The organism is Cytophagaceae bacterium, assembly GCA_016722655.1.
In the GTDB taxonomy this organism is placed as follows: Bacteria; Bacteroidota; Bacteroidia; order Cytophagales; family Spirosomataceae; genus Leadbetterella.
In genome coordinates this window covers 1,059,009-1,081,891 of record JADKIR010000005.1, presented here as the reverse complement: position 1 = coordinate 1,081,891, position 22,883 = coordinate 1,059,009, and the positions used below count along the sequence as shown (strand labels likewise).

Annotated in this window: 13 protein-coding genes and 1 pseudogene; 4 read left to right on the top strand and 10 right to left on the bottom strand. The window is 34.6% G+C overall.

The features are described 5' to 3' along the window. The 10 genes and pseudogenes from IPP61_20490 to IPP61_20445 form a co-directional block, all read right to left on the bottom strand. Window positions 1–1,692 (bottom strand): site-specific DNA-methyltransferase, encoded by a 1,692-nt coding sequence (locus IPP61_20490; protein ID MBL0327505.1) that lies wholly within the window; start codon window positions 1,690–1,692, stop codon window positions 1–3. A 382-nt stretch (window positions 1,693–2,074) separates the two neighbouring features. Beyond that, on the bottom strand, window positions 2,075–2,674 hold the full coding sequence (locus tag IPP61_20485) for a hypothetical protein (protein MBL0327504.1): 600 nt from the start codon (window positions 2,672–2,674) through the stop codon (window positions 2,075–2,077). 92 nt (window positions 2,675–2,766) lie between these two features. Next, a complete protein-coding gene (locus IPP61_20480) occupies window positions 2,767–6,072 on the bottom strand; it encodes a hypothetical protein (protein MBL0327503.1) in 3,306 nt (1,101 codons plus the stop codon). A gap of 280 nt (window positions 6,073–6,352) precedes the next feature. After that, window positions 6,353–8,446, bottom strand: a complete 2,094-nt coding sequence (locus IPP61_20475) for a hypothetical protein (protein MBL0327502.1) — start codon at window positions 8,444–8,446, stop codon at window positions 6,353–6,355. Between the two features lie 342 nt (window positions 8,447–8,788). Next, window positions 8,789–10,525: a DUF3987 domain-containing protein gene (locus tag IPP61_20470; GenBank protein ID MBL0327501.1), complete on the bottom strand. Its 1,737-nt coding sequence runs from the start codon at window positions 10,523–10,525 to the stop codon at window positions 8,789–8,791. Then, on the bottom strand, window positions 10,522–11,445 hold the full coding sequence (locus tag IPP61_20465) for a VirE protein (protein MBL0327500.1): 924 nt from the start codon (window positions 11,443–11,445) through the stop codon (window positions 10,522–10,524). The genes IPP61_20470 and IPP61_20465 overlap by 4 nt, the downstream gene beginning before the upstream one ends. Continuing rightward, window positions 11,432–11,731, bottom strand: coding sequence for a helix-turn-helix domain-containing protein (locus IPP61_20460; GenBank protein ID MBL0327499.1), 300 nt, complete (start codon window positions 11,729–11,731; stop codon window positions 11,432–11,434). Before IPP61_20460 ends, IPP61_20465 begins: the two co-directional genes overlap by 14 nt. Further along, entirely contained in the window at window positions 11,728–12,027 is a 300-nt protein-coding gene (locus IPP61_20455; protein ID MBL0327498.1) for a helix-turn-helix domain-containing protein, read from the bottom strand. The genes IPP61_20460 and IPP61_20455 overlap by 4 nt, the downstream gene beginning before the upstream one ends. A gap of 206 nt (window positions 12,028–12,233) precedes the next feature. Further along, window positions 12,234–13,280: a hypothetical protein gene (locus IPP61_20450; GenBank protein ID MBL0327497.1), complete on the bottom strand. Its 1,047-nt coding sequence runs from the start codon at window positions 13,278–13,280 to the stop codon at window positions 12,234–12,236. 3 nt (window positions 13,281–13,283) lie between these two features. Further along, window positions 13,284–14,515 (bottom strand): annotated as a pseudogene (locus IPP61_20445) (site-specific integrase). An 840-nt stretch (window positions 14,516–15,355) separates the two neighbouring features. Here IPP61_20445 and IPP61_20440 point away from each other — a divergent pair. The 4 genes from IPP61_20440 to IPP61_20425 are packed head-to-tail and all read left to right on the top strand — an operon-like array spanning window position 15,356 to window position 22,850. Beyond that, entirely contained in the window at window positions 15,356–16,375 is a 1,020-nt protein-coding gene (locus tag IPP61_20440) for a zinc-binding alcohol dehydrogenase family protein (GenBank protein ID MBL0327496.1), read from the top strand. Between the two features lie 22 nt (window positions 16,376–16,397). Next, window positions 16,398–18,884 (top strand): glycoside hydrolase family 95 protein, encoded by a 2,487-nt coding sequence (locus tag IPP61_20435; protein ID MBL0327495.1) that lies wholly within the window; start codon window positions 16,398–16,400, stop codon window positions 18,882–18,884. A 4-nt stretch (window positions 18,885–18,888) separates the two neighbouring features. Then, the gene (locus IPP61_20430; GenBank protein ID MBL0327494.1) at window positions 18,889–20,562 is read left to right on the top strand and encodes a glycoside hydrolase family 43 protein; all 1,674 of its coding nucleotides are present in this window, start codon (window positions 18,889–18,891) and stop codon (window positions 20,560–20,562) included. Continuing rightward, the gene (locus IPP61_20425) at window positions 20,559–22,850 is read left to right on the top strand and encodes a glycoside hydrolase family 127 protein (protein ID MBL0327493.1); all 2,292 of its coding nucleotides are present in this window, start codon (window positions 20,559–20,561) and stop codon (window positions 22,848–22,850) included. Before IPP61_20430 ends, IPP61_20425 begins: the two co-directional genes overlap by 4 nt. Window positions 22,851–22,883: the final 33 nt, after the last annotated feature.

Below are 22,883 nucleotides of genomic sequence, written 5' to 3'. Positions count from 1 at the left end.
TCAGAAGCGGCTTATATCTCTTGGGATTTTTTTGAAAATAATATTATGCTTGGCCATAAACTCCTTAGATAGCAAGCAATTATCAGCATAAATGACATACTGCTCTGCTTTGGTTTTAATACTTGCCAAAAAAGGCAGGTCTAAGGTTGTGAGTTCGTTTTTTTGATAGACAAAATAGTAGGCAGTATTTTGACTCTGACCGAGAAAGCCTTGGGCATCTGCCAAATTTTCAATTTCGAGAAAGGCACTTCGGGTTTCGCTATACCAAATATACTCTCTGATTTTAGACTCGGGTATATCTTCGTTTAAGAATTCCTGTCCATTGCCCACAAAAAGCAGCTGGCCAAGTTTATAATAATCGAAGCTGCCGCCTGTACCGATGGTAGCATTATTGCCTTCACCATAGCCACTGGTTACTCTTTTAACCCGCTCTGCTGTGATAGTGTCAGCATAGTCTTCCATTTCCACCAAAATAAACTTACGGTTGCCGCCGTCTTCTTTGTTGAGATTGAGCACGGCATGTGCTGTAGTTCCTGACCCTGCAAAGGAGTCCAAGATGATATCATCATCTTTGGTAATAAAACTAAGAACCTCCTCTAAAAGACCAACAGTTTTTGGGTTTTTAAAGGGCAATTTATCTTGATTTAAAATAGATTTAAGCGTATAAGACCCAATCCTACCATCAATTTCAATAACACTTGGAAGCTTAGCTCTATAATCCTTAACGTATAGTTTTAACTCTACAATCTTATTATGATCGGTACCAAAAATAATTCTTTCATCATCTAAAAGTTTTTTCATTGAATCCGGAGGAAAGCGGTATCCCATTAAAGGCTCTTTACAAGGCTTCTTTGTCTCAGGATGTATGATATCATATCTATACCCTTCTTTCCCAGGGTTATGTACACTTTGGCTACCGGTATAAATTCCACCTTTGTCAATATACTTATATCTATCAAAAGGCCACATGAAAGGTTTATTTGCCTTGAACCATTTACTATATTCTTTTTGAAGTGTATCTAAATCTTGATGGTTAAATAACATTTCAGATTCCAAATTCAATAATTTATCCTTAATATCAAGATTTGGAGATTTCCATTCTGAAGGCTGAGCATCTTTGTTTTTAGCATAAACAATTAAATATTCGTGCTCATCTGCAATTTGAGTCGGATTATTATCAGTAACATTTTTCCAAATAATATTTCCAAGAAAATTTCCCCTACCAAAGATTTCATCTAAAATAATTTTAAAGTAATACAGTTCATTATTATCAATTGAAGCCACAAAGACTCCATCTTCCTTCAAAAAAGAATGCAATAATCGAATTCTAGGATATATCATACACAGCCATTTATCATGACGTGTCAAATCTTCTCCCTCTTTTCCTACAATTTTATCAAGCCATTCTAGTATTTTAGGATGATTTACTCTATCAGAATAAGCCCATTCATCTTTTCCTGTATTATACGGAGGGTCTATATAGATACATTTTATTTTATCTTCGTATTTTGGAAGTAGAGCTTTGAGAGCTTCGAGGTTGTCGCCATTGATAATTAGGTTTCCAGAGGCCGTTGATTCACTTTGTGTTTGTTGGCCATCAGAAAAGCCATATTGATGTTCCAAAACCCTGTATGGCACGTCTCGGTGGTGGTTGACTACTTTATCTTTTCCTATCCAGTTAAGGGTGGGCATTAGTTATTCAGAAATTTTTGTTCAAAATTAATACTTTGCGATAGATGCATGTCAAAGGTAAGTATTAAAGTAGTAAAAGTAAAATTGCTTTGTTAAGCAATCGATATAGCCCAGTAATTGGATAGAGATAGGCCATTAAAATGATTTGTCATCGAAAGCTTGAAAATATGACTACTTTCTTATCTAATTCCCAAATTTTGGCAGCGAGTTGTTGTTTGTTCATGTGACAGGGTTATGGCTTGGCTCTAATGCAAGAGCGAAAATTCTGATTTTTTGTAAAGTTAGTAATTTGAAAAGGGATTGAAATGCAAAGAATGTATTAAACTGATGAAATATTTTATAAAATAATGAACAACAACTAAAATGCTAATTATTTCAGATGTTAAAGCTCATCATCTATTTCTTTTTCAAATTCTTCTTTATAAATGTCCATCATATTTAGCGTTTTAACATCTTTAAAAAAGTCTTTATTAATATTGAATGAAGACCAACCTTTTCTAATTCTGTCGTAAGCAATATAACTTGAAAATGAATAAATAATGTATTCAGGAAATTTAACTTTTAAGGTTAAGTCTATAAATGATGAATATATTATTATTATGAAAAACAAAATATAAATCATGAGAGCAAAGATTTGGGTGTTAAGAAGATTTTGCGAAAATTTTATCCTTTCCTCAATTCTTCTTTTTTCTATTCGATATTCTAATGTAAATACCCTTTTTTTATAAGGTGAGAATTGATTTAGTGAATAACTATTAAATAGAGAGTTTATTTTTTCACTCAAAAAATGAACAAGTATAGAGCCAAATGTTAAAATAAAATAGTATTGAATTTTAGGATCGTCTATATTACCAAAGATTTTTAAATTAGAATTTAAGATTTGCCAAACTATTAAATAAGGAATACTAAATGAAAGTAAAATATAAAAAACAGCTTTAATTATTTCGATAATTATAAATAGTGTTGCCAAAACTTTTTTCATAAAATTTCAAAAATTACTCAGAAATTATTCAATTCTCAATTATTTTTTTGGTATTTAGATTGTAAATTAATTCCAGATAATTTATAAATCTACTAAAATGGTAAACTATTAGACTCTTTTAAAAACCATTCATTGTTAATTCTTATTCTCACATCATCAAAATTCCAATCTGGAGGTAATGGTTTAAACGTTTTGTCATTGTCATATTGGATTCTTTCAAAATATTTGAGTTGAAAGTCTCTAAGTTTTATGATATCTATGTCACCTACAATAATTGTATCATTTTTACCTCCTTTCAATTTTAAAATATCTTTTGTTGCGGACTCGGAAGGTTTTGTCACTCTAGAATCACCAAACTGACTTGTATTAACTTGAGCAATATAACAATGCATATCTCGCGATAAAGCTTCAACAATATTTGAGAAATAGGGAGTGTCTTTGTTCCATTCTGAAGCAATTAATAAATCTACCTTCGATTTGAATAAACTTCTATGATGGGTATCTGCAAATTCAAAGCAATAATAAGATGTAAAATATAGATTTTTCCAGTTAATCAAATCATAGGAAGGCCTAGGTTTTGGCACCTTATACCCAAAGCCCCTAATAATCAACTCTTCAATATGAGCATAGTGATTTTTAAGGCGATATAACACTATAGAATCTTTGACACCATCTACCTCTATTGGGAGTACTGTAACGATAAAATTAAAACATATATCTTGAATATTCCAATGTTCCAATCCAGTAATTATTGAGAATTGATTTTTCTCAGAATATTTTGCTAAAAGTGACACATTATCATGAGGCAAATAAAATTCTGGAAATATCAGCATATCGACCTTCTCATGGTTAGCTTGATTTAGCATTTTTGCTAGAGATTGGTATCTATCGGAAGTGAGATTTGAATTTCCTTTGATACTTGCTTCAATATTCTCGTCTTTTACTTTTGTATTTGCAACTGCTATCGAGATATTTTTTTTAAATTTATCTTTCTCACAAATATGAATCTCTGTTTTAATTGGAGATGCATTAATAAGTAGATTAGCGTCAATATTATCCCTATCTGAAACTAATTTAAATAGTTTTTCAGAAATTGAAGAATTAAATGGGATATGGTTTTCATTTAGGGATGTGTAATACTCTTTAGCATTTAGTAAAAGGTTTGAACTATATAATTCGAAGTTATCACTAGTAACATGCCTTCCTTGATTATCTAATGTCCAATCATTTATACTTAAATGGACTAAATGATTGGCAGTTGAAATGCAACATTCCCAAAATTTTACCCTCCTAGGGGAAAGATGCATCTTCTCAGGAATCAATGAATAGTTTAGAGTATCATTTAAATTTTTAGGGAAATGTCGATTAATTAAATTATATTCATTCCATGATTCAGTTAAAATCGAGTAATTTAATAGAGGATGAGCCACATATTGATGCCTTAAAAGATTTGACCATCGAAACTTAAATGAATTATATTTAATTTTAGTAGGATTATCTAAACTGACAGTAGAATCTTCCTTTTCTAAATAGTTGTTGAATAGATCTAACTCATTCTTTAAGGAATTATTAATAATAAAATTTGGATTCAGTGAAATTGCTAATTGATAAGAAATTTTAAAATATTCAAAAAGTGAAGTTGCAACTTCTGTAATTTCAATAGCTGAATTTCCTATCATACCACCTGAATTTTTCAGGATAAAAATTTGCTCACATGTATGTTTAAAAAAACTAATAAATCCATAATGGTCATTGTGTACTAAGAAATAAGTAAGTATTTTTTCCCAAAGGTGGAAATATTCTAAATTATTAATTCCTTTAAATAAAGTTAAGATTTTTTCCCTTTCAATAGGATCAATTAAAGAATCTTTTTTTAAAGCTGAGAAAATTCTTTGAGCAAGGAAAATACTCAATCCATATCTATTTTCTTGATAATCTTTTAAGGTTCTAATCTTCCCTTCGGTTCCATCAAAAATCAAATGATAGGCTTGGTCATCAAACGTAAAATTTTGGTCATTATCTTCTGGAATATCTCTAAATTCACTTGCTCTTTCATTAAGTTCTTTTTTTAATTTTTCAATAACCGCTATTGATTCATTTTTATCAAAATAATAAACTAACGTTTTTTCGGGCTGAATAAATAAAGTTTCAAAACAGGTTATTTTAAAAATTGACTTCGGAATTGTAGATGTACAACATTCAATATCTGAATCTTTTTTTTCTTTTTCAAATTCTTTGGGCAAATCAACCAATTTTATGATAGGATATAAGTGTTTTAAAATGAATCGAGAAGATTTTGAAACACGATAATCATTTAGGAATTGTTCCTCTGAAATGGCGAAAGAAATTGATTCCTTATTCTTTTTTTCAATTTTCAAGTATTTAGAAAAACTAAAATCTACTTCTGAGCAAATGTTATCTGGATCTATACATGGATCTTTTAAAACTATAATTATATCGTCAACATACCTTCCAAAATAAGAATTGGGAATGGTTCTCTTTAAACGTTTATCGAAATCATGTAAATAGAAATTTGCCAAAACATAGGAAGAAGCAAAACCGATAGGAAGGACATTTTGCCCGTTTCTTATATTATCAATTGATTTATCAGGATACTCTAATTCCTTAATCTTTTGAGTGTACATTTCATGTATTTTCTTGAAAATATCATGAAGATTATCAATTCCTTGGGAACTTGATTGTTTATCAAAAATTACTTTTTCAATTTCATCAAAGTTAAATCTAGCAGAATAAAAATAGTCTTTTATATCTAAATTAATAAAAGCTATATCTGAGCCATTTTCTAATAATTCTTTCGCAGTTTTAACAGCAGTATCTCTCCATTTTTGATATTGAACAAAATAAGGTTTAAACAATGCACTTCCTCCAACAATTCTTTTTTCCTTGTCTTTGTTTAAAATTAAGCGGTTTCCAACACAGGAATCATCCAACTTCCTATCTAGTTTGTACCCAAATTCCATTAACCATAAAATGCCTATTAAATGTAATTCAATGGGAAAATCTGCAAAAACAGTAACTTTATTTAAATGATACGATTTTGAAATTCTCTTATTGGTCAAAAAATTATCCGAAGCAGACCCCTTGTCGAATTTTTTAGGGAGGTAGAAAACTTTTATTCTATCAAGATATTTTTCATGAATAAAATTTTGATCATGATGATTTAGAATTTCAAAAGCTAGTTCGTTTAATTTTTCATTAAGTTTTTCATTAATAGTGAAAGATGATAAATTTTGAATGCTCGATTTGTCAAAACTATCACCTTCAATTCCACACTCAAAGAGTGCTAACTTATTTCTGAGGAATAAATCGGAAGAATCGTGGTATACAAATGCTTTTAACTTGTAGTAGGCTTCCTTAATCTTTTCTATTGTAATCATTTTATTTTGGATTTTCGATTATGAAAAGTTTTGAAGAACTTTTGCAAACAATATTAATGAAAAATAAAAGAAGAAGCTAAAAATTGAAATGACTAACCAAATCTAAACCCCTAAATAATAATATCTATATTGCCATTTTAAAAAATATTTTATGAAACATGTTATAAATTTTAAGGGTCAGTTGAAAAATTGAATAAAAGCTTTATTATATTTAAATCAAAGTTGTGTGGATTTAGTAGCGGGAAAGGTCTGGTCGTATTGAGCCAGACCTTTTTTTATTTTAGAGAAACCAAAGATTTCCCCTGCCAAACTCTGGTATTTCATTGCCCTCAAAATGAGAGAATATTTCTGCAACCATTTCAGGATATTTTATTGTTACTGGGAGATTCTGTTGGCTTACTGACTTCCAGTACATGCGGCTGAACTGGTAGACTTGGTCTAAAAGTTCTTGAACAATTGTGGGTTCTTTTAAATAGTCGGCTTTACTGCAATACATCCCAATTTTTACTGGAAAAGGGAACCCTTCATGTGGCTTGTGGTTGTTATTATAACGTGTATTATTGAACAACAGAAATTTATTAAAGCCAAGATTAATAAATGTGCCGCTCTCCGGCATAAGCCCTTCCCAATTCTTATCAAAAGCCACAATGTCTTGTGACTCTGTCTTATTTATAGAAATGATGTAAACTGGAATATTAAGATCCAATAGGCGAAGGCCATCCTCAATTGGTCTTAATTCCTCTTGGCTCATGTTTTTGTAGAAATGTATAATCAGGCGATTGATGGAGGTATTTAAGGCTGCAAAGCTTCTTACGGCCATAATTATTGACCCCGCCAATTCATCAGTTTGACTTTTAAGAAAGCATTCCATGTGGTTGAACGACCCAGTATTGGTAAAACTAAAAGCACTTCCGATATAATGGGTATCCGTAACTGAGTTTCTAAATGCCCCCACTCCTACTATCAATTCGTTTTTGATAGTGGAGGATAACCGCCAAGGTATTCCATGTAGTTTAGCTAAAACCGCTATTGAAATATTTGGCAAACTAAAATTAAAACCACTTGAAAATACCCTGCTATGGTCAAGAGCTTGAGATGTTATTTTACGTTTAAGAAGTGCTTCTTTTACCTTAAAGTAAATCTCCTTCAACTGATGGTCATTGGTGTTTTTCGAAATAGGACTTATGTAAAAGGCTATAAAACGTATGCCTGGAGGGAAGTTTTGCTGCACATTCAAGGCAGCTTCAATCTCGGGCAAAGGGTTGGAGCGATCAGAAAAGACGATATTCAAGTTATAGGCAGGATAGTAGCCTAAACGACAAAAACCTTGAAAACCGTTAAAGCCAGTCTCTTTACCCTCCATGAAGCTGTCAAATTTTTGAAAAATGGCAGTATCTTCTCTATGATAAATGTAGAAAAAGCATATCTGTTTATCTCTGGGAATCTCTAAAGGGCCGTAGGCTTTCATGCCCAAATATGGAATAATCCCCTGTTTGTTATCACCAAAAACCAATTGATTGCTACTGCTTGTGACTTTACCAATTCTAGTTTGTTTGACAGGCAAGAAAGTCCTATGTGTTAGCGGTATGACTTTCTCAAAATCTTCGGTAAAAAGATAGCGTTTGCAAAAGCCAACGATGTTCTTTTGAAATTTTGCATATTTATTTCCTCTGTCTGGGGCAAGATTCGGATAATTCAAAGCATTGGCTATTTTCCTTGATAAAACAACATATACTTTCTCTGTATTCCTCAAGGCTCCCTCAGGAAGATTTATGTATTTGTAAAGCTGTTTTTGGTACAAAAACCAACTGAAACATTCGGGATTTATTTTTGGGATTAAATCACGATAGGGTTCTTTTAAGATTTTAGAAACACCCTCATAACTAATTAATAATTCTGGCGAATTTGTAAGTTTGGATAATTGAACTTTGATGGAGAATTTAGAAAAAAGCCAATGTTTAGGGTCTTTTTCTTTTGAATTATAAAGCCAAACTTCAATATCATTTACAAATGTGGGTTTCACTAATATTTCATTAGATCTGAAATATTTGTAAATCTGATAGTTGTAGAAGCGTCTTACAATGGAGGCATTAAAACAGGCATGTTCAAGAATTTTCTTGGACTCAGGGCCAGAAGTATCTGATTTTTTTTCAAAAACAGGGGCAATACTTTTAGTAACAGAAATGGAGTTTGGAAAAGGATTCTCAAAGTCCATGTAAAAATGCTCCTGTTCCTCAAAATAGATCGAGACTTCTGCTGGAACTAATTTGTTAAAAATACGATGTGTACCAGGGTACTCTTGATTTGAAAAATGAATAGTGAGGTCACCGGGTAAGTGTTTAAACGTAAGCACGTTAAATTCTAAAGTTGTCATCTCAATATTTTGTTTTATAAGTAATATAGAAAAGCACATAATGCTTTAATATATAAGGCAAAGTGTGCATTACAAAAATAATAAAAAGCGAAACATGAGAAAAGAAAAGAATACAGGAAACGGCTGATTTCTAAGAAATTGTGCAAAAACGGCGAAAATGTGTAAAATTCATGAAAATTTGTAGGTAGTTTAAACTTATTAAAAACTGTTTAAAATCAGGTTCAAATGGAGTTACTGTTATTTTGCACTGATTGATGTCATTAACAGGAGATTTAGGAAATGTAGGATAGCTTTTAAATTCTGGAGAACAAAACAGGCACATTCCTACAAATCCTATACTTCCTAAGTATTTTTGAGGTACATATCTTTGACATCATGGTGCAATAGACCATCCTTTTTGAAACTGGTAATATATGATTGGGCTGTTTTGTCTAAAATCCCTAGCTTGTAAGCAGTTTCCATATAGGTCTTTCTATTAAATTGTACAGGTAGTGCATCAAAGAACCTTTCTTTCTTGTTGGGTTTTCGGGCTGGCTTATCATTTTCGGGTAATTGACTAAAAATATGCGAAGCGTGAACCACAAGTGTCTCAGCTATAGCTATGGCAGATTTGTAATCCTGGTCATCACAAATTAGTTTGGTGTTAAACTCGCCTAAGTCCATCATACGCAATACCGAAAAAATCATGGCCAATCTGAAGGTAATTAAACCCAGACGCCTAATGGTACCAATGTATTCTTCACCTTTGAGGCTAAAATACTGATTAAAGAATTTCTGAAAGAAACTATTAAAATGGTCTTGCTGCTCTCTTGTAAAAGTGAATTGGATATGGGGCGAAGCATTGAGTGTATTGTAAAATTGTAAATACTCTTTTCCCATTTCATAGAAAATATCATCTAAACCCGTTTCAGTATTACCCGAAAAGACATCTGCCCAGGCGGGGTTGGTGTTCATGTGGTAAAACATAAACCGACTAAACAAGCCGTCTTCTGCACTTGGAATCAGATTAAGAACTTGTTTGGGAGTACCAGATAAAACCGTTGATATGCATGGAGTTTCGAGGTCTACCAGTTCGCGATCTGTTTTTCTATAGTACGAAATGGTTTCATGGTGAAATGCTTTGCGAAAGCCATCCGAGTAATTGCCAAAATCACTTTTAAAAGTATTGGCTAGTGTGTCACCCTCAGTTTCAAATAGTAATCCCCGGCCATCATTGTCATTTAAAAGCTGAAATGTACCCGAAGCACTGCTGTTGGCCGGAATGAATAGCAGCTGCATAGGTGGCTCTTCCGGCTTTTCAGTATCAGGGTTATTTTTCTTTTGAGAATTGTAGTAAGCCAAATCAGTAAGATATTGTTGTTTAGCTTTTTTATTGGCTTCTTTAAGGACATCATGAATTGGTTTCACCAATTTTCGGCAATGATTTAAGCGTCCCTTACCAGCAGAAGCCTGGGCGGAAATGAACAGAAAAAGATTGGCGAAAACCTTCTTGTTATGGTAAATACCGAAAACTGTAGGCATGGTGGCACTCAACGTAACCACAGAACCTAGCAAAAGTAAATCTCTCTCCTCGTTGGTTTCTGCGACATTAGTAATTCTTTGTAAGAAAGTTGGCAGGGTATTGAAAATAGCATCTGGCAAAGTCGGAAGTTTTTTATTCTCAAATGATTCTTCAATTTCAGGAATTTCTTCTGTTTGGTTTTTCGAAACTGTGATTCCAGCATTTTTTGCCAAATAGAAGAGGGTACTTAGGTTAATCCCTGAACCGTTGGCTTTTAGACAAGCGTCAAATTGTTTGTCTGAATCGGCTGTCGAATAATCAGCATAAAATGTACCGATTCTGTGGAAGAAATCACGACCATTCTCACCAAATTCATCAGCAATAGCAAAACCTATATTTCGCCAGTCTTGGTAATTGGCTGTTAAATCAATGCGGCTTTCCTCAATTTTTTGAATCAATAAGTCTGTTTCGGCATACTTATCGGATTTTACAAATGATTTGGTTTCTACAGAATTATCTGGTTTTACGGCCTCTTTCTTTTGAAGCCAATCTTCTACTTTAAATATATTTTTGCTCATGGCATTAGATGTTTTGAATTAATGAAAATTTGGGGGTCGTTTGGCAAAAAACATGCTCTTGAAACATCAATACCTGCCGAGTCAACCTTTAGCTGGTAGGTTTGCTCAAGGTAATTTTTGATAGCCATAAACCAATCTTGATGTGTATTTTGGGTAATATCAATTGAGATTATCCATTTCAAGCCATCACCAGAGGGAGACTTAAAAAGCATCTGGGTCTCAAAGAAGTTATCATTTAATAATTGAGCCTTTAGTGATTCTAAGTCTAGAATATGGTCAAAATCAATAGCCAAATAACCAGAATGTTTTAGAAGTGCGTCGTCTTTACGACTTGAAAAAGTACCCGAAAAGGTCACATAGTTGAAGTTTGCCGCCTTGTACTTCCTAGCTAATTTTTTATCAGAAATTTGCCTTAAATGTTCAGTTTGGATCACTGAATTGGCCAAAATAAGCTCATAGACGCCTTTTAAGGTGAGTTCTTTTGAAGGAATAGTATTTGTTACCGGTGCATGAAATAAGCTAAAACGGGGTATAGAAACAGGAAATAATTGAATCTTTGGTTTCGCCTCCGGTTTAAGAAATAAAGGAAATTTGTTTCTTATTTTGCCTATTCTAAGATTCAGAGATTGTACAATTATTTCTAATAAATCATTTCCGGATTTTTTAAAATGCATTTCCGCAAACTGAAAGGGATTTCCTTGGAAATCAGTTTTTACAAGATCTTTGTAAAAAAACTGATTGGATATTTCCTCAAAAACTAATGTTAAAGAATCGCCAGTGAAAGGGTTTTTGGAAGGCCGGGTTTCACGGCCTTTCAAATTAATTACGGTTTCGTCTGGATAAAACTCCCTCAATATATGGGCATATATATCCAAACCATAGTTGGTATTCATTAGAATTTCCTGCTCAGTATGTGCCATTGTTTTTTAAATTAAAAGGTGTAGATCTATAGTTTTTTACCAGCAGATTTTCAATATCTGATTTTTTATAGTAGAACTTTCCCTGAATCCTGGAATAGGGTAGGAGGCCAGTGTCCCGCAGAGATTGAAGGGTTCTTTTACTTATATGTAAGGAGAGCATTACGTCCTGGCCATCAATCCAAACTTTATCAAAGCTATCCGGCTCTTCTGGTGCTTTTGCCAAATAGGTTTTTATAATTTCAATTTCTCTGAGGAGGGTTTCAAACATTATTGTGATTTCAGTCATGATAAAACACCTCCTTTTTTGAATGAAAAGTTTCTTGCTTTACTTTCAATTTCCTCTTTGGTTGAAAACCTGTTACTCAAAAGCCAATCGTTTAATTCTTCTCTTTTGAAATAGAGTTTCTTACCATTCGGTTTATAAAATGGAATAATGTTGGCACTTGTAAGTTTATACAAATGCGATGCTGATACCTCCAGATATTTGGTGGCTTCGGTGAAGTTTAAAACCTCCTTATTGTTAATACTTTGTTCTAAAATGAGTTGCTCGATCTGATCGAGACGTAATAATAAAGCGTCCATAATTTTTCTTGAGAGAAAATTTCTAAATGGACATCCGGCCGAATGTCATCCTTCGTTTGAAAGACGATTCAAAATTGGGGGAAACAAAAAGGTATTAAGAGGCGAAAAAGATAATACCAAATTAAAAATTTAATAATGAGATACTTACAAAAATGAGTGGTATTATCTTGGAGTGCAAAATGGTATTAAAAGAACATAATACCATATTACCTAAGTGACGGCAAACTGTCTAGCCATGGAAGTTTACGCAGAGCCAGGTCTTTTTGGTCATCTGTTAATTTTCTAAATTGCTGTTTTATTTCTGTATTATATCTATTTTCTAGATATTCACGAATGTCATTGTCTTTAACATTACCCTTAAAACCTGCGTACCCTCTTCTAAAATAGTTTTTTTCTATTAGAATTTTCATAGTGGCGGCTAAAAGGATACTATTTGATGCAGCCTTATTTTTAATGAAATTATAATCAACATCAATTATTCTATACTCATAAAGGTTAGTTTCAATTAATGCAAATTGTTCTTCATTTTTGACAATTCCGAAGTCTACCTTAGATAGTCTGATATTTGCTAAATCTCCTTTGATTGGATTGAACAAAGAAGGCTCTCGTTTAATAGGTAACCCGAGAGGTTTTAATGCTAAGGCGTCGACTTCATGTTCCTGCTCTACTTGGATTCTAATTATTTTGGAAAAAAAGGAAGTATCAGGAATAGGTTCAAACAAAAGCGTTGTGTAAAAATCGTCTTCTATCAGCTCCTCACTCGGAGAAATCTGGAAAAGTGACTGTAGTTCTAGGTAAATCTGTAAGGTCGTAAATTTTAAGTACTGAATTATGAAAGTGTTGGACTTGTGATGTGAATCAATATCGAAAGTGTTTTTCCTTGGATTTAAGTAACCAATATCAAAGCTCTTTTCCTTTACTACCTTGCCAATATCTTTTATGAAAGTTTGAAGCTGCTTTGTTAAAAGGGAATTAAAAAGAAATTTAGAGACTTGTGGATTGTGTTCACCTATAATCTCTGGAATCAATTTGTCAAGAACTTGGAGTTTTTGATTTTGAATCAATCTTACATAGAACTGGGTTTTGTCGTTAATGTGACGTAAGAATTTTAATTCAAAATTTAGGTTTTGAATTGGTATGTATTCTTTCAAATCTAAAAGCAATGACCGGTATTTAGTTTCAATAGAATTTTCTGGTAGCCAAGGACGCTGGCTACCAAAAAGGAATTCTTTCAGATTTTCAAATGGATGCATGTATTAATCAAAATTTAAAAGCTGTTTTTGATACGATTCTTTAATATCATCCTCAAAACTCCCTAAATAATTTTCTGTTGTACGTAAATCCTTATGGCCAAGGCTTTCCGAGATAAATTCTATTGGTGCTCCTGACCGTTTCAATACTGTTGCAAAACTATGTCTGGCAGAATAACTGGTAAGTGTCAAGTCTAATTCCAGAGCAGTTCCTATCCGTTTCATGTATTTATTAGTTGTTTTGATAAATTGACGAACCTTTTTTAGAATATCTTCTGAGTTATCTCTTTGGCTAACTATTCCAAAAATATAATCGTCAGGATTCTTGGATTCTAGACCCCATTTTAAAATAATCTCTTTTATTTCTGGCAAAAGCATTACAACCACTGGCTTAGTATCTTGCTTTGTTGTTCTGGCCGTTTTAGCTCTAACAAAAACTATTCTTTTCGAATCGATATCTTTCCATTTCAGTAAAGCAATATCTTTCATATTAGCACCATTGCAAAGATAACTTAGCATCCATATATCTTTTGCTTTTTGCTCAGCATCTGTTTTGGTTTTATAGTTTACAATGGCTTTAATCTCTTGAATGGTCAAAGCTTTTTTACGTTTCGTCCTGCCGGAATTGTATACTTTCTTTTTCCAAAAGGATAAAACTCCCTACTCATTACACCATCCTCCACAGCAATATTAACAATTGTTCTTAAGCTCCTCAAATAAATTCCTGTGCTTGTTAGACTTTTGCCATTACCCACCATCCAGTTTTCATAACTCTGAAGCCATTCAGGTGTGAGGTCAGCAAAATTAAAATTCTTTCTACCCTTACTTTTCAAATAACTTTTGAAACTATTATATGCACATTTATAACTATTTTCTGTGCCGCTTCGAGATTCATTCTTTAGTTGCTCCATATAATTTTCGAGGTAATAGAACACATCTTTTGAGCGATCAGTCTTTTGATTAAATGCTTTATCAAAAGCTTGAAAACTGAAAGAATCAAGACTTTTAATAATTTCAATAGCTTTTTGCTCAATTTTATTAAAGAAACTTTGCAGTTCTTTATGCTCTCCCCTAGCCTTGAAAGATTGACTCTTATCCCAGTCCTCTTCCGTCAAAGAGACATTAACAGGATAATACTTTTGTTCCCTATTAAAGGTAATTCGAAGTTTCACAGAAAAAGTACCATCCTTTTTCTGAATTCTTTTGTCTTGAATTACTGAAGTAGTTACACCTAACATATTGTTTTACAGTTACTTGAATTATGTATATATTGATTATTTATACATACAATATACATACAAATGCCCATATAAAAAACAAATATAGGAATAAAAGTGAAAATAAATTTGTAAAAATGGCACAAAAAGTGCCATAAAATGCCAAAAATGAACCAAAAGCATACATAAGAAATAAAAAGAAGAACGATTTTTAGATGGGTATCTGATTTGTAATCAGTAGGTCATTGGTTCGATCCCGATAGGAGGCTCAAAAAATGAGAGAGTTACAGAAATGTAGCTCTTTTTTTTATGCTTTTTTTTCAATTCAAATATTTCGAATTAAGCAAAATAATTTAACCTTAAATATGGTTATTAAGAAAATACATCGCTCTTTTCTAAGAGTTAGATTATAATTCCAATATTATAAATCTTTATTTTCATTTTTATCTTTTTCAAAATTTGTGTAGTTTTTTTTCAAATCATTTTCTTAAGTATTTCTCTTTCCAAAAACTTTATTGGTAATTTTTTTAAGTTTGAATTTCCTGATTTATTATTGAAAGAAAAGTCATTTTGAGACCACAGTTTTTTCCATTTCATTCATTTGTTCTCTATATGTTAAACAATTTATTATCAATTGTTTATTAAATCTTCTGAAATTTTACTTTTTAAAGCATTAAAACTTTTTATCGACATTGTTGGGGAAGTAATCGAATAAATCCCTCTTTTTATCAAAATCCGGTATTTTTTTTATACTTTTCTTGTAAATAATGTAAATTTTTATATTTACATTTGTGTATAATTGACACATTTATTCAGTCACTAATTTTCCCTATTTTTAAGGAAAATCAATTATAAATAAAAATGAAAACCTGGATTTGTAAAAAACCGGGAGAGTTTGTTTTGGAAGAAGTTCCGAAACCAGTTCTGCAACCCGGCGGGGCTATAGTTAAGATCAAAAGAATAGGAATATGCGGCACCGACCTGCATGCCTATGAGGGTACCCAGCCCTATTTTTCATATCCAAGGATTTTAGGTCACGAACTATCAGGTATCCTGACCGAAGTCGATGGTTATTCAGCATTTAGTATTGGCCAAAAGGTTTCAATTATCCCTTATTTTCATTGTGGTGAATGTGTAGCTTGCCGCACAGGTAAGACCAATTGCTGTGCTAAAATGCAGGTATTTGGTGTGCATATCGATGGAGGAATGGCAGAGTACATCTCAATACCAAAGTCAGCACTAATTGCAGGAGAAAATCTTGATTTTGATGCCCAGGCACTGGTAGAACCACTTGCAATAGGTGCCCATGGCATCAGAAGGGTAGGAGTTGAGGCCGGAGAATTTGTATTGGTGATCGGTGCCGGCCCAATTGGTCTTGGAACAATGGAATTTGCCAGAATTGCCGGAGCCAACGTAATTGCCCTTGACGTAAATGACACCCGCCTGGACTTCTGTAAAAACAGCCTGAAAGTGCCTTTTGTAATCAATGCACTCTCCGAAAATGTGAGTGAAAAACTTTCTGAAATTACCAATGGAGATATGCCTACTGTGGTTATTGACGCTACAGGCAATCTAAAAGCCATCAATAATGCCTTCCTATATCTTGCTCATGGTGGGAGATATGTGCTGATCGGCCTTCAAAAAGGTGAAATATCGTTTAGTCAACCGGAATTTCATAAACGCGAAGGCACCCTCATGAGTAGCCGTAATGCCACCCGTGAGGATTTTGATCATGTTTTGGATTGTCTGGCAAAAAATAAAATTGACCCCAATGCATTTATCAACTTCAGAATGGATTTTAGTGAGGTAAAACAGAAATTTGATTTTTGCCTAAATCCTGAAAATGGAGTTATTAAAGCCATGATAGAATTTCGGGATTAAAAAATTGATAAGACCTTAAAAAATGAAATTAAAAAATAAAAACTTTTTCTTACTCCTGATTCTGGGATTCTGGTTTAATATTCAATTTTCTAATGCACAAAACCTTAAACTTTGGTATAAACAACCTGCCGGAAAAGTATGGGAAAATGCCTTGCCTATTGGTAATGGTTTCCAGGGAGCAATGATTTACGGCAATGTGGAAAAAGAAATAATTCAACTCAACGAACATACCGTTTGGAGTGGCAGCCCAAACAGGAACGATAACCCCAAGTCGCTTGAAAACCTTTCCAAGATCAGAAACCTGATTTTTGAGGGTAATCACAAAGAAGCAGAGAAATTAGCCAATGATTATATTATTACGAAAAAATCACACGGGCAAAAATTCGAACCGGTAGGAAGCCTCAATCTCACTTTCCCTGGTCATGAAAACTATAAAGATTATTACCGCGAACTGGATATCGAAAAAGCCATTTCGAAAACTACCTATACCATTGATGGAGTAAAATATACCCGTGAAGCATTTGCCTCTTTGGCCGACAGGGTCATTGTTGTGAAAATTTCTTCTGACAAACCCGGAAAACTCTCTTTTACAGCAAACTACAGCACTCCTCAAAAAAAATTTAAGGTTTTTACTTCTAACTCCAATGAACTTAACATCACCGGAACCACCAGCGACCATGAAACCGTAAAAGGCATGGTAGAATATAAAGGAATTTCAAAAATCAAATCGGAGGGCGGAAGTATCTCGGCAACAGATTCCTCCTTAGTAATAAAAGATGCCAGTTCGGCTACAATTATTATTGCAATAGTAACCAATTTCAACAATTATCAGGATTTAAGCGGCGATGAAGAAAAGCGTGCCGGGAACACTATGAATAAAGCTTTCCCGAAACCTTATACCACGCTTAGGAATTCTCACATTTCGGCTTATAAGAAATATTTTGATAGGGTAAAAATAGATTTGGGTGATAGCCCCGCTTCTAAACTTCCTACTGACGAGCGATTGAAAAATTTCAGAAATACCAATGACCCTCAAATGGTGGCATTGTATTACCAATATGGAAGATATCTCTTGATTTCATCTTCTCAGCCCGGTGGTCAACCCGCCAATCTTCAAGGAATATGGAATCACCGGATTAATCCACCCTGGGATAGTAAATATACCATCAATATCAACGCCGAAATGAACTACTGGCCGGCAGAAAAAACCAATCTTTCGGAATTGCATGAGCCTTTTCTGAAAATGGTTAAGGAACTTTCGGAAACCGGAAAAGAAACTGCAAAAAGCATGTATGGTGCCAGAGGCTGGATGGCTCACCATAATACGGATATCTGGCGGGCAACCGGGGCAATCGATGGGGCCTTTTGGGGAATGTGGACTGCAGGTGGTGGCTGGGTGAGTCAACATATTTGGGAACATTATCTTTATACAGGAGATAAGAAATTTTTGTCAGATTCTTATCCTATTCTAAAAGGTGCGGCTCTTTTTTATGCCGATTTCCTGATTCCTCATCCCAATAAAAACAACTGGTTAGTGGTAAATCCCGGAAACTCTCCCGAAAATGCTCCCGCAGCACATGATGGTTCATCGCTGGATGCCGGAGTCACGATGGACAATCAGATAGTGTTTGATGTTTTCAGCAAGGCTATCAATGCCGCTATGATTTTGAAGAAGGATCCGGAATGGGTTGATTCTTTGAAAAAATTGAGAGACAAATTACCACCAATGCACATTGGGCGGCACAATCAGTTGAAGGAATGGCTCGATGATATTGATGATCCTAAGGACGACCACCGACATATTTCGCATTTGTATGGACTTTATCCTTCCAACCAAATTTCAGCTTACCGTTCTCCTGAACTGTTTGAGGCCTCGAAAAACTCTCTAATCTACCGTGGCGATATTTCCACAGGCTGGAGCATGGGCTGGAAAGTTAACTGGTGGGCCAGGCTTCAGGACGGAAATCATGCTTATAAACTGATTCAAAATCAATTAACTCCAATTGGTAATGAACGAGGTGCCGGTGGCACTTACAATAATCTTTTTGATGCTCATCCGCCGTTTCAGATTGACGGAAATTTTGGCTGTACCTCGGGCATAACCGAAATGCTCATTCAAAGTGCCGACGGTGCCGTGCATTTGCTCCCTGCTCTGCCTGACGTTTGGCCTTCGGGTAAAATTTCCGGATTAAAAACTTTTGGGGGTTTTGAAATTGTAGAAATGCAATGGAAAGACAAGAAACTGGAAAAATTGGTTGTGAAGTCAAATCTTGGAGGAAATCTAAGGCTACGAACTCCCAACGAAATAGTACAAACAAACGGCACCCAATTAAAAATGGCAACCGGAAAAAACAACAATCCATTTTTTGAGCTTGATGAAACCGCCCAACCTGTTATTTCAGAAAAGTCAACTATAAAAGAACCTTTATTGAAAGAGACAAAAATCTATGACATTTCAACCCAAAAAGGACAAATAATTTCATTTAAAATCAATGATTTAAATAAATAATAAAATGTTAAAAAACATATCAAAATTTTTCAACCTTATTTTAATTGTGTTACTGGCAAAAATAGCAACAGCACAAGTAACTTTGACCAACCCCATTTTGACAGGTTTTTATCCTGATCCAAGTATCGTAAAAGTTGGGGCTGATTATTATTCAGTTCATTCTACATTCTCTTATTTCCCCGGCTTACCTATCATGCATAGCCGTGACCTTAAAAACTGGAAACAAGTAGGTAATGTAATTGATCGCCCTTCTCAGATGGAATTCATGGGTGAAAGGATGACCCGTGGACTTTTTGCTCCGGCAATCGCCTATTATAAAGGCACTTACTACGTGACTTGTACAGATATTGACCATGAAGGCAACTTTGTAGTTACTTCGAAAAATCCGGGAGGTCCTTACATTAATCCTGTTAAAATTCCTGAAGTAAAGGGTATTGACCCCTCAATATATTTTGATGAAGCAACCGACAAAGCTTATATAGTTTACAACAGCGATGCCCCTGATAGAAAGCCTTTGTATTCGGGTCACAGGACCATCAGAATTTATGAATTTGATTACAAAAACCTGAAAGTGGTGGGTGAAGAACACCAGTTGGTTAATGGTGGAGTCGATTTATCCAAAAAACCGGTTTGGATTGAAGGTCCGCATATCATGAAACGTAACGATTGGTACATACTTTATGCTGCAGAAGGTGGCACCTCTGTCAATCACTCACAGGTGGCATTGCGTAGCAAAGATATCTGGGGTCCCTATGTTCCTTTTGAGGGAAACCCTGTTTTGACTCAGCGAGGCTTACCCGAGGATCGCCAAAACCCAATCACCTCAGCCGGCCATGCCCAATTCATCGAAGGCCCCGATGGCAACTGGTATTCAATTTTCCTTGCTGTACGCCCTTATGAAGGTGATTTTTACAATACTGGCCGTGAAATGTTTATTGCCCCACTTACCTGGGTTAACGATTGGCCTATGATTGAACATGGCGAAAAAGAGATTGCTTATAAATACAAAACCAATATCAAAGAGGTTAAACAAAAAGGGTCAATACCTCAAAGCGGCAATTTTTCTTACACAATGACTTTCGATAAAGGCCTCAATCTTTCGATGTTGTTTTTGAGAACTGTTGATAGCAGCTCGTTTAAAACCTCGGCCAGTGGACTCACGCTCAATCTTAAGCCTGAAACCATTTCAGAATTGACAAATCCGTCATTTATCGGTAAGCGTCAGCAGCACCTCAACAGTACTGCTGAGACACTGGTGAGTTTTGCTCCCAAAAACGCCAACGAAAAAGCCGGTCTGGTTATTTTTCAGGATGAGCGTCATTATTATTTCATAGCTAAAGCCAAAAATGGTGATGGAAAAGATATGGTACAGCTGATTAAAAGCAAGGACAAAACTACGGAATTGGTAACTGAGGTGGCTTTGACCATTCCCTCTTCCAAAGTAAACTTTAAAATTAAATCTGAAGGGGCATTGTACAGTTTTTGGTATTCGACTGATGGTAAAAAATGGAATCTTTTGAAAGATAAGGTTGATGGTAAATTCCTGAGCACCAAGGTGGCCAATAGCTTTATTGGTTGTACTTATGGCATGTATGCCACTTCAACAGGTGAAAAATCAGACAATACAGCAACATTTAAGTTTTTGAAATACAGCGGTAATGACCCTGTTTTGAAATGAGAAAAAGTATTATAACCGGATTAACCGCTCTTTTTGTAACATTGCTTTGCATGCCTGTCGCAGGACAAATGCATGCATTTGAATTAAATCAGGTCAAACTGAAACCCTCTCCGTTTCAAAATGCCCGGGATATAGATTTAAAATATATCCTGGCATTAAACCCTGACCGACTGCTGGCACCCTATCGTATTGATGCCGGTTTACCCGAAAAGTCCCCCCGATATGGGAACTGGGAGAGCATCGGTCTTGATGGACATATTGCAGGACATTATCTTTCTGCTCTGGCAATGATGTATGCCTCTACCGGGAATAAAGAACTCAAAAAAAGGCTGGAATATATGGTTGCTGAGCTCGCAGCCTGCCAACAAAAAAATGGTAACGGCTATGTGGGCGGAATACCCCAGGGAAAAGTTTTCTGGGACAGGATTCATAAAGGTGATATAGATGGAAGCGGTTTTGGCCTCAATAATACATGGGTGCCTTTTTATAATATTCATAAACTCTTCGCAGGCCTAAGAGATGCCTGGACAGAAACAGGAAATCAACAGGCCAAAACTGTTTTAATAAAACTATCAGACTGGCTTATTGAGCTCATTCAGCCTTTGAATGACCAACAGATTCAGCAAATACTTCGTACCGAACATGGCGGAATCAATGAAACCCTTGCCGATGTTTATGAGATTACAAAAGATCGAAAATACCTTGAGGCTGCCAAAAGGTTCAGCCATTTGGCCATACTTGAGCCTTTGATCAAAAAAGAAGATAAACTCACAAGCTTACATGCCAATACTCAGATTCCTAAAGTAATAGGTTTTGAAAAAATTGCTCAGCTGACCGAAAACACAGATTGGTCAGAGGCAGCAAAGTATTTCTGGAAAAATGTAAGTCAGGAACGCAGTGTGGCATTTGGTGGAAATAGTGTTAGGGAGCATTTTAACCCTAAAAATGATTTTAGCTCTATGCTCAAATCAAATCAGGGACCAGAAACCTGTAATTCTTTTAATATGCTACGGTTGAGCAGGGCTTTGTTTTTGGATTATTCTGACCCTTCATATCTTGATTTTTATGAAAGAACCATGTACAACCATATTCTTTCCAGTCAAAATCCTGAGAAAGGAGGTTTTGTATATTTTACACCTATCAGGCCCAACCATTACCGGGTTTACTCTCAACCGGAAACCAGTATGTGGTGTTGTGTAGGCTCAGGACTCGAGAATCACAGTAAATACGGGGAACTTATCTACAGCCATGAAAATGACAATTTATTTGTCAATTTTTTCATTGCTTCTGAATTAAACTGGAAAGAAAAAGGCTTATTAATAGCACAAAACACCAATTTTCCGTATGAAAATTCCTCTAATCTCAATATTAAACTTAAGAAAGCTAAAACCTTTGGATTGGGAATTAGAAAACCTTCATGGGCTGAAAGTTTTGAAATTTTTGTGAATGATAAATTGCAAAAAGATTTTTCCAATCATGAAAACTATCTGATCATAAAAAGAAACTGGAAAAATGGTGACCGGGTAAATATCAGATTCAATACTTCTATCAGAACCGAAACCTTGCCTGATGGTTCAAATTGGGTAGCCTTTATGAATGGGCCAATAGTTTTGGCAGCAAAAACCTCTGCTAAAGACCTCGATGGCCTGTTTGCTGGCGACAGCCGCATGGGCCATGAAGCAAAAGGAAGGCTGATACCAATCAACGATGCTTTCGCTTTGGTTGGTGACAAAAATAAAATTTTGGAAAGGCCTCAAGTGATTTCCAAGCTCAATTATAAGCTTGATTCCCTGCGATTGCAGCCATTTTTTGAAATCCATGACAGCAGGTATCAAATGTATTTTCAGGTTTTTAGCGATTCAGAATTCAATAATCTGAAAGAAACCAGAAGAAAAGAGGAAGCCGAATATTTGGCACTGGAAGCTATAACTATCGACAAAGTCAATTGTGGAGAACAACAACCCGAAGTAGATCATGATTTTAAAGGAGAAAAAAGCTTTTCCGGAAACGAAGAAGGTCTTTTTTGGAGAAGTACCCGGGGCTATTTTTCTTATAATTTGAAAAACAAGAATCGAAAAGGCAATAAGCTTATTTTGGAGGCCATAGAACCACTGGATTCAAAGAATTTTGATATTTATATAAATGAAACTCTTGTTGAGGAATTCACCATCGAAGGTAAAAAAATGATAATCCTGAAAGAATTTTTAGATGATTTTCAAATAAAAATAATGGCAAAAAAAGATAAACCAAGCCCAAGATTCTCAATGATTCGATTGATAAGTGAATGATTTACAGAATTTTAAACCATAAAGGAGTCTTTA